Below are 15,171 nucleotides of genomic sequence, written 5' to 3'. Positions count from 1 at the left end.
ATCTGATTATATCCCTGACAGGGACGGTATCGGATGCAAGGAGAAAACGGTATGAAAAAAGGATGGAAGAAAACCCTGGCTGTACTGGCATTATGCAGCCTCGTTATAATCAGCTGCGCGCCCGGCAAGAAGGAAGAAGAATGTCCCTATGAGGATTTTATCGTAGTGGATGTATTTGATTCCCTGGCAAATGTCCAGGGAATACAGTCAGGCTGGTTTGCCAAAATTGTTAAAGATAAATTCAACATGGAGCTGAATATCATAGCCCCCAATGTTTCCGGCGGCGGGGATACCCTGTTTGAAGTCCGATCCGCTGCCGGAAACCTGGGTGATTTGATCATTTGCCCTGCGGAAAATGGGGCTCTTCAGGATATGGTGACGGCCGGACTTCTGATTGATATGGAGCCGCTGATAAAAGACCGCCAGATTATGCGCTTTGAAAGCGCCATCCGTGATCTGAACGGAAGCGTATCACAGCCCGGAATTTATGCAATCCCTTCAGAAGTATCCCTGAATTCCCCCCAGACGCCCATGGAGGATCCTGATCCTATCTACGGCCCTTATGTCAGATGGGATCTGTATAAGAAGCTTGGTTATCCCAAAATGGACACCCTGGAGGATTTGCTCCCGGTGCTCAAACAGATGCAGGAGCTGGAGCCAACGTCGGAAAACGGGGACAGGACCTATGCCTTTTCTTTTTTCAAGGATTGGGATTCCAATCTGATGAATGCGGTAAAACAGCCCTGCTGTTTTTATGGTTATGATGAGTACGGCTTTGTTCTGGTGAAGGCGGACAGCAGTGATTATCAGAGCATTATTGAACCGGATTCTCTGTATATGCGGGTTCTGAAATTGTATTTTGACGCAAATCAGATGGGGCTGGTGGACCCGGAATCCAGTACGCAGTCCTATGAAAGCTTTGAAAATAAATATAAGGAAGGCCAGATATTGTTCTGTACATGGCCCTGGGTTGCCCAGCCCGCATATAATACGGAAGCCAGAGTCAAGGAAGGAAAGGGCTTCATGATGGCGGATATCAATGATATGGTCATCTATTCCTACGGCTGCAGCTCAGCAGGAAACCAGAAGGTAGTTATGTCCATTGGCTCCCAGGCAGAGGATCCAAAACGGCTGGCGGCATTTATCGACTGGCTGTATTCCCCGGAAGGAATCCGCAGCAACAGGGCACAGACATCCGGCGGTATGGCCGGCCCGGAAGGCTTGTGCTGGGAATATGGTGAGGATGGCCCTGTTTTAACAGATTTTGGAAATAAAGCATTAATGGGAGAGGATGTGGAGGTTCCCGGTGAATGGGGAAGCGGGACCTGGTCGGAAGGCATATCCACCCTGAATTACAGCACCGTTGCTTCCTGTGAACTGGATGATAAGGGTTATCCATATGCCTATCTTTTATGGGATTCCGTAAGGAATATGGATATTTCCCCGCTGGAACAGGACTGGAGAGATAAAATGGGAGCGGACAGCGCCATGGAGTACCTGAAGAAAAATAACAAGCTTCTGGTATCCCCCGGCACCGGCTACATGGCTCCTCAGGAAAATTCCGAAATGTCCGCAATCAGGCGTCAGTGCCGCAAGGTTATCCAGGAGTATTCCTGGAATATGGTATTCGCTGACGATGAACAGGAATTTAACCGCCTGTACGATCAGATGTACAAGGAAGTGATGGAGCTTGGTTATGAAACCATGCTGGAGGTTGACCTGCAGAACGCAAAGGCCAAGGAGGCCGCCAGGTGGGAGGCTGTGGAGAGGTTTGAGGAAAATAAGAAATTAAATCAATAACAATTATCAGAAATAACATAAATTAAAAATTATGGGACACGGCTCATTCGAGCCGTGTTTTATTTTATTGCAATACTAATCCTTTTTTATACCTTCGGAACTCTCAGGTTTAAAGATCGTTTTTAAAGTAACTATACATAATTTTAAATCCAGCTTCCTGCTGGTTTCTGACGATAGATTGTAGAGTGTTGTGATTAGCACATTTGAGGGTCAAAAAACGACAGAATAAGGTCAGAAGATAATTCCTACTATTGGATTTGATAAAATACAAATAACCATATAAATATTCTGGACAGTGTAAAGTTTTAGGGAAAAAAATAATCCATTCAAGCAATTTTTTGGCCTTCTTTAATCGTCTAAAACCAAAGGAGAAAAAAAGTGATTCGTATAGCAATTTTGGATGATTCTGATAAGGATAGAACTTTTATAGGTAATATAATTAATAAATATTTCAAACATAAGGAAATCCGTGTAGAAATTCATACGTTCTTAAAAGCAGAGATCTTACTTATAGAACTAAGGGAAAAGGAATACTACGATATTTTTATGTTGGACATTGAATTACCGGAGCAAAGTGGAATTCTGGTAGCAAAAGAGACCAGAAAATATTTACCTGAGTCATTTGTAATTTTTATATCTAATTATGAGGAATATGCATTGGAAGGCTACAAAGTCAGTGCATTTCGTTATATTACTAAAGACATGCATAGGCTTGAACACTTATTAAAGGAAGCTTTAGATTGCATTGTACCAATAATTGAGCAGAAAAATGAAAAAGAATATTTATATATAGCAGGCAGTTCCTTTGGAAAAATACTATATCGTAATATCTATTATATTGTTAAGGATCATAAATACATAATTTTATACTATCGCGGTGGTGTAATAAAAGAAAGAAAGACGCTACAGGAAGTATATCAGGAACTGGATGCGGAGGAGTTCTTTTATATTGACAAGGGATGTATTGTAAATATTAGCCATGTATGTTCCTGCGACAGAGAAAGGGTTTGTCTTACCGGAGGGACAGAACTTCATATCAGCCGTTCAAAATATGAAATGGTCAGACAAAAAGTCCTTACCTATTGGGGGAAGGTTAAATGATGGTACATGTAATATTATCAGTAATTGAAGTTTCTTTTCATATGTTGGTGGGAATGGGATTGTTTATAGGTGTTTACGGAAGAAAAAAGGGAGGTGTAAAAGCTTGTGCATATCTGATGACAGGATTGTGTTTTATAATGGAATTATATAATAACTATTACAGTCAGATATCATTAACAGCAGTAGTATTTATTTCAGTAGTGGAAGGTATCTGTCTTTGGATATGGAGCGATTGTAAGTGGAAGACTTCTTTTAGCTGGTGTCTGTTTTATAATAATTTCTATGTTTTATGCATTCTGCCGGCCCTTATTCTGGTTGGAGTTAATTCAGATTATAGTCTGGCACAGCTTATCCGTGTAGAAAATATACTGATAAGGTTATACGGTTGTGTAATTCTTTTAACTTTTTTTCTTATATTAAGGTACAATTTTAGAAAAATTAAGAGTTTTCTGAGAATAATTCTGAGCAGGTATTTATATTTAGTGCTGGCAGCTGGTATTTTTGAATGGGTTATGGGAATAGGTCTATGGAATCTGGGAATTGATGGATTTTCAACGCATGTATTTTGGCTGGCGGTACTATTAATTCTCTGCCTGATATTTCTTATATTATTTTTGGGTGTTTTTTTATTATATAAAATAGCTGAAACTAAACTAAGTATAATGTATATCAATGAAAAAAGTATAAAACAAAATTTCAGATTAATAATGCAGGAGCAGGATAAAATAAGAAAAATCAACCATGATCGAAAATATGAATTCCAGTACCTTTTAGAATGTATGGAAAAGGAAGAATATCAGAAGGGAAAAGATTATATTATTGAGAAGTATGCGCAATTTAAGAAAGAACAGATGGTCAGAATCTGGACTGGCTGCAATGGAATTGACAATCTGCTTAACAATGCCGGAAGTCAGGCTAAGAAAAAATGTGTTGAGCTAAAGCTGGAAACTGAAATTATGGAAAGCCCGATTAAAGAATATGATTTTTTTGCTGTTCTGGGAAATCTACTGGATAATGCGATAGATGCTGCGGCAAAGTGTGACGAAGGAAGGAGGAGCGTAGAACTTAAACTATACAGGGCAAATAATATTACTGTACTCAGTCTGAAAAACAGCTATTCGTCAGAGCCGAAAAAAAAGAAAGGGAAATTTTTATCAGCTAAAGAAGGAAGGGAGCATGGATGGGGAATTGAAAATGTAAAAGGGATAGTGGAACGTAATCAGGGCAGAATGGATATCAGTTATGGAGATGGTATTTTTACAGTACAGGTTACATTTGGAATGTGAAAATAAACAAGGAAGCATCTTTGACAAGTTCTTTCAGGAATTATGTGTTTATGGCTTACCGTGAAGAGTTATCGGAAGCGGTGACGGCTAATCAGACACAGGAAAACGGCAGGAGAAAAGGATGAGAGAAAAAAACTTATTGGAAGTAAAAAAGTATATCGAAGGAATTTAAAGAAGGTGTGGCAATAGACAATATTTCTTTTAACGTAGATAACGGGAAAATTATTGGATTTGTGGGACATAACGGTTCAGGAAAGACAGTGCTTTTTAAATGTATTTGTGGATTTTACCAGGTTACAAAAGGTGAGATATTGATTAATAAAAAGAAGGTTGGAATTGGAGATCAGATGCCGGGAAATATAGCATTCACCATTGAGGAACCTGCATTTTCAGGTGAGTACAGCGGCCGAAAAAATTTAGAATTTCTATATGAGCTTAGGCATAAAAGAGATTCAGGACATATAAAGAAAATTATGGAGAAGGTAAATCTTGATTATAATAGCAAAAAGAAGGTATCAAAATATTCCCTGGGAATGAAGCAACGACTGGCCATAGCGCAAGTGTTAATGGAGGATGAACCGATTTTAATAATGGATGAGCCAATGAATGGACTCGATAGAGAAGGAATAAAGGATATCAGGGAACTTATATTGGAAGAAAAATTAAAGGGGAAAATTATTTTATTGGCAAGCCATAACAGTGGAGATATTGAATACTTATGTGATGAAGTTTATGAGTTAGAAAATGGAAGAGTAATAGGGAAGAAATAAAAGAAAGAATTTAAGGAAAATATATTCAGACAATTGCATTAAAATACAAAACTATTAGCACTATATAGCCAAATTAAAGGCAGCAAAGGAGGACTATGAACAAAAGAAAAAAAACAATTGTAATAATAACCCTTATCTGCATTTCAGGAGTTTTACTCGCTGCCTGTACAGCAAAAAATTCATCTGATAGCACCATGCAGGAACAGACCGATGATTCCACTGGAAAAACACAGGAGTATGAATCAGAGGAAACAGAATCCTTGGAAAAGGAAAATCTGCCTGAAGCCACAGGGGCACTGAGCTATCTGACCGGACTTCCAATTGAGGAAGAACAACAGAACAAAAGACCGCTTGCAGTAATGCTGAGTAATATCAGGGCCAGCTGTCCGCAGACCGGAATAGAAAAAGCTTCAATTATTTATGAAGCACCGGTAGAGGGACGAATTACCCGCTTAATGGGATTATTTGAGGATTGGGAATCTATTGAAAAAATTGGATACATACGAAGCAGCAGAGACTATTTTGTATATTGTGCCCTGGAACATGATGCTGTTTATTGCCACTTCGGACAGGCCACCATGTATGTGGGCGCGCTGCTGAACAGCGACAGGGTGGATAATATCAGCGCAGCAGTTGCAGGAATTGACCATCCTGCTTATGATGTATTCCGCCGCACAACAGACAGAAGAGCGCCTCACAATGTGGTGGCATCAGGAAAAGACATTTTGAAAAATGTAGAGCGCTTTGGATACAGTCTGGAATACCATGATACCTTTCAACCCAAATTTACATTTTTAAGCAGTGATGATGCCGATATATATAAGAATATGCCGGATGTAAATATTATTTATCCAGGCGGACAGGCATCAGACGGTGCCAACGGCTACAGCCGTATTCAGGCTTATTTCCAATATGATGGAGAAAAATACTACCGTTATCAATACGGCGGTCCCCACATAGACGAGGCAACAGGAAATCAGCTGACGTGTGATAACGTAATACTACAGTACTGTTATGGCGAGGTAAGGGATGAAAATGACTATCTTGCCTTTGGGTGCCACGGTGACAATGGACTTCCTGTACAGGTATTCACACAGGGAAAGGTAATTAATGGGACATGGTCCCGGTACAGTGACAATGACCCGGCCGTTTATCTGGACGAAGCCGGAAACCCCATAAAACTGACTCCCGGAAAAACATGGATTTGTATTATATGGGCTGATTATGCGGAGGATGTTGAGCTTGTCAGATAGTGAAAGGAAAATAAATATGGTACATAAAAAAAGCATTATAAAATTTATTCTTATATTATTATTGGTTTTAATCGCTGTAATACTTATAAGAATAGCCCTGTTTTCTGTGCATGAAAAGGATGAAAGGCCAATTTCAGTTGAAGAGACAGAGATCCAGATGGAGCAATAAAAAGCAGAGTGTTTTGATTATCTCATCATAACTAAAAATTAACTGATTCATATCCATGAGACAAAAATCGGCAGAAATAAAATAGAAACCGGCCACCGGACCGTGAAAGCCTCAATTCCCTTTCACAGCCGGCGGCCGGTTCTTTAGTAATTAAAGTTGCGGGGGCGCCAAAGTTTTCTATGTCCGTAACATATGGCACAGCTAGAGTCCCCTGTATCATTCAATATGCACTGCGCCTTTATTCCGCTATCTTCGCACCGCAGCATCCGCAGAAAACAAAGCCGTCCTTCATTTCGGCGCCGCATACAGGACACTTCCTGGCAGGCTTTTCCCCGGCTTCCTTTGCAGGCTCCGGCTCCAGAAGAGAGCCGCACTGCGTACAGAACCGCAGGCCTTCCTGATTCAGGGCCTGGCAGGCGGGACAGACCACCATGGATTCCGGGGCCGGATCAGGTTTCTTTTCCGGTTCGGCAGCAGCAGTGTCTCCGGTATTATTTCTGTTTTCCTCCGGCGGCCGGGCTTCGTCATTATCCGCGCTGTTTCCTTTGGGGTTATTTTCCCGTTTTATCCGCTCGATCTCAGCCTTTGCCTGCTCAATCGCCTCATAATGTGTGGCGGCGGCAGCGCAGAAATCCTGGATTTCTGTGTCGATGGGTTCCTCCCCTGCAAATTTTTTATAATAAAAATCTCCGATCTTATTCAGTTCTTCTGCAGCAGCATTCTTTTCTGAAGAAATTTTCGCATTGAGCTTTGTGATCTCAATGGCGTCGTTTGTCCTGTCCCCGATATTTTTTGCGATATTACCAATCTTGTCTAAAAAGTCCATATGAGCAATACCTCCTTTTTCCCTATTCTATATTTATATATGTGGTATAACAAGTAAAATTTTATTAAGCTTCTATTAAATTAATTGGAATCCCGGGCTAAACGTGTTATTCTTTGCATATAGCAGGTGTAACTGTCTCTGTAACGGGAGCAAAGGAGCAGCCGGGAAAGGAAAACCATGTTGAATTTAGGATTTTATTTTTGTCTATTATTAGGAATTATCTTTTTGATCCTCGGAATTATTTTTGCTTTTCTTAAGGAGAAGGGCGCGATGCTGATTAGCGGTTTTAATACCCTGCCTGAAAGAGAGCGGGAAAAATACGACAAGGCGCGAATGAGCCGGGATCAGCGGAACCTGTTTTTTCTGTGGTGCGTCGTATTCCTGATTGGGGGAGCGCTGTCGTATTTTGTAAACACATATTGTGCCATTCCGGCTTTTGCCGTCTGGCTGGTTCTGTTTTTCCGCGAGGTCCATATAGATACGGAAAAGGCTTTTGGCAAATACCGTAAATGAGTTCCTGACGGAACAGGCTGAAATATTTACGCCGCCAGATGGCTGACGGTGCGGCCGCAGCGGAACGGTTGTTATATATATGCATTTTCCTGTAAAATAATACCCCCTGCCGGTTAGAATTGATGCCGGCAGGGGGTGTGTCCTTAGGGGGAATCACCTATGTAATTAGAAATCTACTTCTAAGTCATAATAGCAGCACTTCAAAAGTTTTTCCATTTCCTCCTGTGTGGGGATACGGGGATTGCTGCCTGTGCAGGCGTCTCCGATAGCAAGCTCCGCAACTGCGGGAAGCTTGTCAAGGAATTCCTTCTCGTCAATGATGGAATTATCTGCAATAAGCCCTCCTTCTCCGTAATTCTTGATTGCGAGAGGAATATTCAGCATTCTGTTCATATTGCGCAGCTCTTCAATTAAGGATTCAACCAGTTCTTCGGTGGTATTTCCGGGAAGGTTGATAAATCTGGCAATATCTGCATATCTTTCAGAAGCTTCTGCATTTGCCGCATTGAATTTGATTACCTTGGGAAGGTACATTGCGTTTGCAGCCCCGTGGATAATATGTCCGCCGGAGAAAGCAGCGCCGGTCTTGTGTGCCATGGAATGAACAATTCCCAAAAGTGCATTGGAGAATGCCATACCGGCCAGGCACTGGGCGTCATGCATCTGATCGCGGGCGTCCATATCGCCGTCATAGGATTTCTTCAGATAGTCATGAATCATCTTGATGGCATGGAGAGCCAAAGGATCCGTGTAATTGCAGTGAAGCGTGGATACATAGGCTTCTACCGCATGTGTCATGGCATCCATACCTGTATGGGCTACCAGCTTCGGAGGCATTGTCTCCGCAAGGTTAGGATCAACGATGGCAACGTCGGGCGTAATGTTAAAGTCTGCCAGAGGATATTTAATACCCTTCTGATAGTCCGTGATAACTGCAAAAGCGGTAACCTCCGTTGCTGTTCCGGATGTGGAGGAGATAGCACAGAAATGAGCTTTCTGGCGCAGCTCCGGGAACGCAAAAGGAGTAATCAGATCTTCAAAGGTAGTGTCGGGGTATTCGTAGAATGCCCACATGGTCTTGGCTGCATCAATCGGTGAGCCGCCGCCCATGGCAACGATCCAGTCGGGTTCAAATTCCTGCATCATTTTCGCGCCGCGCATAACTGTTTCTACGGAAGGATCGGACTCAACGCCTTCAAAAAGCTTCACTTCCATGCCGGCTTCCTTCAGATATTCTTCAGCCTGTCCGAGGAATCCGCCTCTCTTCATGGAACCGCCGCCAACAACGATGATGGCTTTCTTTCCTTTCAGATTCTTAAGCTCTGCGAGTGATCCCTTTCCATGATATAAGTCACGCGGTAAAGTAAAACGTCCCATTGCTAAAATACCTCCTTAAATTTGTATGATTACCGGGTATGTCATGCCCCCCTTGATTGACATCTCGATTTGTTAATATTTTAACACTTTGGGACTGCAATGTCAATTCAATTGGAGAAAATAAACAAATAAATAAATCTGAATATAAAAAATATTAAATAATTTCAATAAATTATATGATATAAATATCTGGATATTCAAAGTTTTGACGGACAAAAATCGGGCAGAAGAAACATGGTACAACCATATTACCCAAATGCAAATAATATGAAATATATGAGCAGAGAGTTAAAAATACATGGTTTTATCAATATTGAATTATTTTCCTTCCTATAGTATGCTGTTTACAATAGGATACGGGGGAAGCAAAGCATGGATATCAGTGTATTAATCGTAGATGATGACAAATTAGTAGTGGATAAGCTTGTAGAAGGAGTAAACTGGACACAGCTTGGTATCGGCACGGTGCTTACTGCATATAACATCAGGCAGGCCATGGAAATACTGAACGAGGTATCCGTAGATATCCTCCTGTCAGATATTGAGATGCCTCAGGGAAGCGGACTGGAGCTGCTGGAATGGGTACGGAATAAGGAAATACCTGTAGAATGTATTTTTTTAAGCAGCTATGCTTACTTTGCTTACGCACAGAAAGCAATTAATTTAAAATCAAGGGAGTATATGCTCAAGCCCGTCTCCAACAGGGAACTTGAGGAGGCCTTGAGAAGTATTGTGGAAGTAATTAGCAAGAAACGTGAGGTCCAGGCAGAGGGGCAGGATAAAAGGGCGGCTTTTTGGGAGCGGTATCTGCTGCAGGAAAATGGGAATCCTGCTTTGCTGGAAAAGGCATACAGGGATGGAACCTGTTTGGCAGAGGCGGAATATAACCTGGAAATTATCAAGGCATTTCCGGATTCCGATATCAGAAAGAAAAAGGATCTGGTGTTGTATCATTTTGTCATTGAAAATATAGCTGCTGAATATCTGGAGGAGCATCAAATCAGTCTGGAGGCGGTTATCAGGGAAAGTGATTACGAGTGGGTGCTGGTTATACGGGGCAGCGGAACGCCGGAGCAGCTGAAGGAGGATTCCATTCAGCTGAAGGCCTGTCTGGAGAAAGCGCTTCATATGAGAGTCTGTATCTATATGGGTTCGCCCGCTTTAGTCCAAAAGCTGGGAGAAAGCAAAAAAATCCTGGAACAGATGGAACAGGAAGCCGTTCCCGGAGACAGTGGCATGCTGTATGAGGAGGAATGGGACAAAAGGGAAATTGCATATGTATCGCCGCCGTGGGAGATATGGGAAAAAGAAATGACGGCTTCAGATATGATTGAGGATACACAGGAAAAGCTGCTGTGCTTCCTGAAGGATCTCTGGGACAGGAACCAGGTAACGATTTCGGTTTTAGAACAGTTCAGAAGAGAAATGATGCAGATGATTTACCGTTACCTGAATAAGCAGGATGTGCTTATTACCAGGATCTTTGACGGCAAGGAGTTTGACGAGCATTATGAAAAGTCTGTTGCCACGCTTCCTGATATGGAAATGTTTATTAAGTATATATTCGAAAAGCTGGCAGGCTTTCAGCACCAGGATAACCGCCAGGAATCAGTTGTGGAACAGATGAAGCAGTATATTAATGAAAATCTGAAAGAGGATCTTTCCAGGAAGACGCTTGCAAAAGCTGTATATCTTTCTGAAGATTATGTCTCCAAGATTTTTACGAACGTAACAGGAATATCCATTCCCAATTATGTGGCTTCCTGCAGGATGCAGAAGGCGCAGGAGTTTTTGAAGTATTCTTCCCTGACTGTAAGCAAGATAGCCCTGGAGGTGGGGTACAGCAATTTCTCCTATTTCAGCAAAACCTTCCGGGACTATGCGGGATGTACGCCAAATGAGTACAGAAACAGGGTTAAGAATTAGTAGCAGTTGGTTTCTGAACGGTTACAGGAGTTAAGGTCAGTATATTAAAAGAAAAATGATACTGTGGGAAAAACAGACGGCCGGAGAAAATTGTTCATATTCTGAACATATTTCCGGCTGTCTTCTTTTTTTTGTTATTTTCCGGGATTATGCATACTTTAACAATAAATTTTTGCACAGTTTTAATAAAGATTAACATTTTTAAGCTGTGAATAACAAAATTGTGTATTTTTTTATTATTCAGGTCTGCTGAAAAAACCTTTTTTTTGTTAACAGAAGAACTTAGAATTTATAGATAAATTGTTTGTGAAACTGTACAATGTACCCATAAATAAAAACAATTGTTTGTGTAATTGTTCAACAAAACTAATGACTAATATACTGATAGACGGAAAACGGCACAAAAATTGTAAATAAGAGGGAGTGATGAAAAGAGTGGCACGACAGAAATCAGCAGTAAATGTTGCACAGCCGGTCAGTTTCGGAAAGAGGTTAAAAAGAAGCGGTTCCCTGTATTTATTAATGCTTCCTTCTCTTGTGATTATGTTTCTATTTACCTATATACCGATGTACGGCGTAACCATTGCATTTAAGGATTTTACGCCTGCCCGGGGAATTATGGGAAGCAGCTGGGCAGGGCTGAAGTATTTCAGGCAGTATTTTAATTCATACCAGTTCTGGATTACCATTAAGAATACCCTGGTAATCAGTATCTACAGTATTATTGTTACCTTCCCGCTGCCGATTGCGCTGGCCCTGATGTGCAATCAGATGACAAGAAAAGGGTTTAAAAAGTTTTTCCAGGTATCCACATATCTTCCGCATTTTATATCCACCGTTGTTATGTGCGGTATGATTATCCTCTTCCTGTCTCCCAGCCAGGGGATTATAGCAAAGCTGTTGGGCTATCTTGGAATCACACTACCCAACCTTATGGGGCAGCCTTCCGCTTTTTCCAGTATTTATGTATGGACGGAAGCATGGCAGCATGTAGGATGGGACAGTATCCTTTATATAGCGGCCCTGTCAGCGGTCGACCCTTCCCTGTATGAAGCGGCTACCATGGACGGCGCAAGCAAATGGCAGAAGCTTGTAAACATCGATATCCCGATGCTTCTTCCTACCGCAACAATTATGTTTATACTCCGTACCGGAAGCATTATGAGCGTTGGATTTGAAAAGGTTTATCTGCTTCAGAATACCCTGAACAGCAGTGCAAGTGAGATTATTTCCACTTATGTGTATAAGATGGGTCTGGTAAGCAGCCAGTATAGCCTGTCGGCGGCAATCGGCCTGTTCAACAACATAATAAACCTGGTATTGCTCCTTTCTGTGAATTATATTTCGAAGAAGATGAGTGATACTTCACTGGTATAGGGGGAAGAAAAATGGCGCGACAAAAAGAAATGGCCAGTACCGGAATAAAAGTCAGAAAATCAGCAAATGACAAAGTATTTGATTTTTTCCTTTATCTCCTGGCAGCTATCATCATAATAATTGTTTTGTATCCGATGTACTTCATTGTTATTGCTTCTATCAGCAATCCGGCGGATGTATCGGCAGGAAATATTGTATTGCTGCCCAAAGGAATCAATTTCAAAGGATATATGAAGCTCGGGGAATATACGCAGCTTTGGGTCGGATATAAGAATACCATACTATATACATTATTAGGGACAGTGCTTTCCCTGGTGGTAAATATTCCGGCTGCGTATGCGCTTTCCAGAAAGGAATTGTGCGGAAAGAAGCTGTTTACAATTTACTACCTGATCCCTATGTTCTTTACAGGCGGCCTGATACCTACCTATCTGGTAGTAAAGGATTTCAACCTGCTTGATAATTTCTGGGTAATGGTAGTTCCATTCTCTGTTATTACTTATTATATTATTGTGGCAAGGACGTTTTTTAACAACAGTATCCCGGATGATTTATGGGAAGCCGCCCAGATTGACGGCTGCGGCAACCTGAATTTCTTCTTCAAAATCGTTCTTCCCCTTTCCAAGGCGGTAATCGCGGTAATCGCGCTGTGGACGGCGGTTGGACAGTGGAATTCCTACTTTAATGCTTTGATTTACCTGAGAAGTCCCGAACTGCAGCCCCTGCAGCTTGTTTTGAGAAATATTCTGATAAGCAACCAGAAAATCAGCGCCATGACCACAGGCGCCGCCGCAGTTGAGGCAAAGCAGATGGCCGACCTGATTAAATATGCAATCATTGTAATATCCTCGGCGCCTATTATGTGTATGTACCCTTTTGTGCAGAAATACTTCAATCAGGGCGTTATGCTAGGTTCCCTGAAGGGATGAGAAAAATTACAGGCAGCCTGTCCGCTGAATGTGCGGACCTGCCTGAACTGTTTCAAAGGTATTACTTGCTTCGTAAGCAAATGTACATTATAAATTGTTATTAAAGAAAAGGAGAGATGAAAATGAGCTATTGGAAAAAAGCACTGAGTATTGGTCTGGCAGCAGTAATGACCGCATCCATGCTTGCAGGCTGCGGCGGAAGCGGCGGAGCTGCAAAGGAGACGGCAGCATCGGGAGGGGATACTGCAGGAACCCAGGCTGCGGCGGATAATACGGCTTCAGAGGATATTCCTACCTATACAATCGCAACTGTTCGCTGGACGGATGCATGGCCTACTGATTTCCTGGAAAGCGGATTTATGAAGGAACTGGAAGAAAAGCATGGAATCAATATTGAGTGGCAGGTTTATTATGACAGTGACTGGCAGGAGCAGAAATCCCTTCTGCTGGCATCCGGGGACCTTCCTGATGCATTCTTTGGTTCTATCTGCCTGAAGGATACGGATATTGCCCAGAATAAGGACTATTTCCTGGAACTTACCGACCTGATTGATCAGAATATGCCTAACCTGAAAGCAGTTTTTGAAAAAGAACCCGAGCTGCTGGCACGGGCAAAGGATCGTAATGGGGAAATCTACAGCCTTGTAAAGAAGCTGCCCTTAAGGCCTGAGGTATGCGGCAATGTTCTGTATATCAATAAGGACTGGCTGGATAATCTGGGTCTGGAAGTTCCCAAGACCTATGAGGAACTGGAAAGCGTACTGGAAGCATTTGCAACTCAGGATGCGGATGGAGACGGCGATCCCACAAATGAAATCGGAATTACCGGCAATGTAAGCTTATATACCTTAAGCGGATGTTTGAGAAGCTATCTGTCACCCTTTGGTACCATGGTAAGCAGGGATAACAACTATATGGGCCTTGTAGACGGGAAACCTGTATTCATGCCGGTGGAAGAAAACTATAAAGAATCAGTTAAATGGTTCAGCGACATGTATCAGAAGGGAATTATCGACCCTGAGTTCTTTACCCAGGAAGAATCCATGAGAAGAAGTAAACTGCAGGCAGAAGGCGGTTCACAGGTAGGCCTGGTTTCCGCATGGACTGCAGATGCTGAGACAGGTCTGAACGCAGGACAGTTCATTCCTCTTGAAGCCGTTACAGGACCTGATGGAAAACATCATGTTGAAAATGCGCAGAACTTCCTTGATATTTCTGACAGAGAGCTTTTAATCACAAAGAACTGTGAAAATCCTGAGAAGCTTCTTGCATGGGCGGATGATTTCTATACGGATCTGGCTTCACTGCAGACCTTCTACGGCTCCATTCCGGATCAGGTGAAGGATAATGGAGACGGCACTTATGAAGTACTTGTTCCCACTGACGGAAGTTCACTGGATACATCTGCCTGGTCCAATTCCATGCGTGACTTCGGGCCGAAGTATATGAATCCTGAATTCTATGATAAGGTAAGCCTTCCTGCAGACCAGGGCGATGGAATCAAGCTGTCTGAGGACGCTGTCAACGGCAAATATGTTGCTGAGGACAATGTAGTCGCTTTCCCTATGGTAAAATACACAGATGAAGAACTGACACAGCTGACATCTCTTGGTACGGATATTTATAAATACGTGGAAGCACAGTTCGCACACTGGGTAGTTGACGGAGGCATCGATGAAGAATGGGATGCTTACCTGAAACAGCTGGATAACATGGGCTTACAGGATCTGCTGACAATTCAGAACCAGGCTTATGATGCATACCTTGAATCCATGGGCAAATAAATAATTACCGGGTGCATATCCTGTGGGGTGTGCACCCTGTTTTTAGCTGAAGAGCAGAGT

The 15,171-nt window shown here is 42.2% G+C and carries 12 protein-coding genes; 10 read left to right on the top strand and 2 right to left on the bottom strand.

All coding sequences use genetic code 11. The annotated features are described in order from the left end of the window. Nucleotides 1-51 precede the first annotated feature (51 nt). The 5 genes from DXC51_RS00245 to DXC51_RS00225 all read left to right on the top strand — a co-directional run bounded on the left by DXC51_RS00245 (nt 52) and on the right by DXC51_RS00225 (nt 6,210). Nucleotides 52-1,800 (top strand): type 2 periplasmic-binding domain-containing protein, encoded by a 1,749-nt coding sequence (locus DXC51_RS00245; protein WP_025487910.1) that lies wholly within the window; start codon nt 52-54, stop codon nt 1,798-1,800. Between the two features lie 378 nt (nt 1,801-2,178). After that, nucleotides 2,179-2,901, top strand: coding sequence for a LytR/AlgR family response regulator transcription factor (locus DXC51_RS00240; protein WP_025487909.1), 723 nt, complete (start codon nt 2,179-2,181; stop codon nt 2,899-2,901). Next, nucleotides 2,898-4,187 carry an ATP-binding protein gene (locus DXC51_RS00235; protein WP_025487908.1) on the top strand — a complete coding sequence of 430 codons (1,290 nt, stop codon included), beginning with the start codon at nt 2,898-2,900 and terminating at the stop codon, nt 4,185-4,187. The genes DXC51_RS00240 and DXC51_RS00235 overlap by 4 nt, the downstream gene beginning before the upstream one ends. Nucleotides 4,188-4,366: 179 nt before the next feature. Further along, entirely contained in the window at nt 4,367-4,957 is a 591-nt protein-coding gene (locus DXC51_RS00230) for an ABC transporter ATP-binding protein (RefSeq protein ID WP_025487907.1), read from the top strand. A gap of 95 nt (nt 4,958-5,052) precedes the next feature. Further along, nucleotides 5,053-6,210 carry a DUF3048 domain-containing protein gene (locus DXC51_RS00225; protein ID WP_025487906.1) on the top strand — a complete coding sequence of 386 codons (1,158 nt, stop codon included), beginning with the start codon at nt 5,053-5,055 and terminating at the stop codon, nt 6,208-6,210. A gap of 407 nt (nt 6,211-6,617) precedes the next feature. On the opposite strand, the gene DXC51_RS00220 is transcribed toward DXC51_RS00225, so the two are convergent. Next, nucleotides 6,618-7,205, bottom strand: a complete 588-nt coding sequence (locus DXC51_RS00220) for a zinc ribbon domain-containing protein (RefSeq protein ID WP_025487905.1) — start codon at nt 7,203-7,205, stop codon at nt 6,618-6,620. Between the two features lie 177 nt (nt 7,206-7,382). On the opposite strand from DXC51_RS00220, the gene DXC51_RS00215 reads away from it, so the two are divergent. Next, complete coding sequence (locus tag DXC51_RS00215) at nt 7,383-7,718, top strand: DUF3784 domain-containing protein (protein WP_021634025.1); 336 nt, start codon at nt 7,383-7,385, stop codon at nt 7,716-7,718. Nucleotides 7,719-7,883: 165 nt separating this feature from the next. Here DXC51_RS00215 and DXC51_RS00210 read toward each other — a convergent pair whose 3' ends face one another. After that, complete coding sequence (locus tag DXC51_RS00210; RefSeq protein WP_021634026.1) at nt 7,884-9,095, bottom strand: iron-containing alcohol dehydrogenase; 1,212 nt, start codon at nt 9,093-9,095, stop codon at nt 7,884-7,886. A gap of 372 nt (nt 9,096-9,467) precedes the next feature. Here DXC51_RS00210 and DXC51_RS00205 point away from each other — a divergent pair, with 372 nt between their 5' ends. The 4 genes from DXC51_RS00205 (at nt 9,468) to DXC51_RS00190 (ending at nt 15,111) form a co-directional block, all read left to right on the top strand. Beyond that, the gene (locus DXC51_RS00205; protein ID WP_025487903.1) at nt 9,468-11,021 is read left to right on the top strand and encodes a response regulator transcription factor; all 1,554 of its coding nucleotides are present in this window, start codon (nt 9,468-9,470) and stop codon (nt 11,019-11,021) included. Between the two features lie 426 nt (nt 11,022-11,447). Then, on the top strand, nt 11,448-12,398 hold the full coding sequence (locus tag DXC51_RS00200; protein WP_025487902.1) for an ABC transporter permease: 951 nt from the start codon (nt 11,448-11,450) through the stop codon (nt 12,396-12,398). 11 nt (nt 12,399-12,409) lie between these two features. After that, complete coding sequence (locus DXC51_RS00195) at nt 12,410-13,327, top strand: carbohydrate ABC transporter permease (protein WP_242991267.1); 918 nt, start codon at nt 12,410-12,412, stop codon at nt 13,325-13,327. Between the two features lie 122 nt (nt 13,328-13,449). Next, on the top strand, nt 13,450-15,111 hold the full coding sequence (locus DXC51_RS00190; RefSeq protein ID WP_025487900.1) for an extracellular solute-binding protein: 1,662 nt from the start codon (nt 13,450-13,452) through the stop codon (nt 15,109-15,111). Nucleotides 15,112-15,171: the final 60 nt, after the last annotated feature.

This window comes from Eisenbergiella massiliensis (genome assembly GCF_003435485.1).
The sequence above is the reverse complement of the archived record's forward strand: the minus strand, read 5'-3'. Positions and strand labels throughout refer to the sequence as shown.

Coding starts and splice junctions, on each gene's coding strand:
- DXC51_RS00190 (WP_025487900.1), top strand. CDS start 13,450: ATGAGCTATTGGAAAAAAGCACTGAGTATTGGTCTGGCAGCAGTAATG.
- DXC51_RS00220 (WP_025487905.1), bottom strand. CDS start 7,205: ATGGACTTTTTAGACAAGATTGGTAATATCGCAAAAAATATCGGGGAC.
- DXC51_RS00245 (WP_025487910.1), top strand. CDS start 52: ATGAAAAAAGGATGGAAGAAAACCCTGGCTGTACTGGCATTATGCAGC.
- DXC51_RS00195 (WP_242991267.1), top strand. CDS start 12,410: ATGGCGCGACAAAAAGAAATGGCCAGTACCGGAATAAAAGTCAGAAAA.
- DXC51_RS00215 (WP_021634025.1), top strand. CDS start 7,383: ATGTTGAATTTAGGATTTTATTTTTGTCTATTATTAGGAATTATCTTT.
- DXC51_RS00225 (WP_025487906.1), top strand. CDS start 5,053: ATGAACAAAAGAAAAAAAACAATTGTAATAATAACCCTTATCTGCATT.
- DXC51_RS00200 (WP_025487902.1), top strand. CDS start 11,448: ATGAAAAGAGTGGCACGACAGAAATCAGCAGTAAATGTTGCACAGCCG.
- DXC51_RS00205 (WP_025487903.1), top strand. CDS start 9,468: ATGGATATCAGTGTATTAATCGTAGATGATGACAAATTAGTAGTGGAT.
- DXC51_RS00210 (WP_021634026.1), bottom strand. CDS start 9,095: ATGGGACGTTTTACTTTACCGCGTGACTTATATCATGGAAAGGGATCA.
- DXC51_RS00235 (WP_025487908.1), top strand. CDS start 2,898: ATGATGGTACATGTAATATTATCAGTAATTGAAGTTTCTTTTCATATG.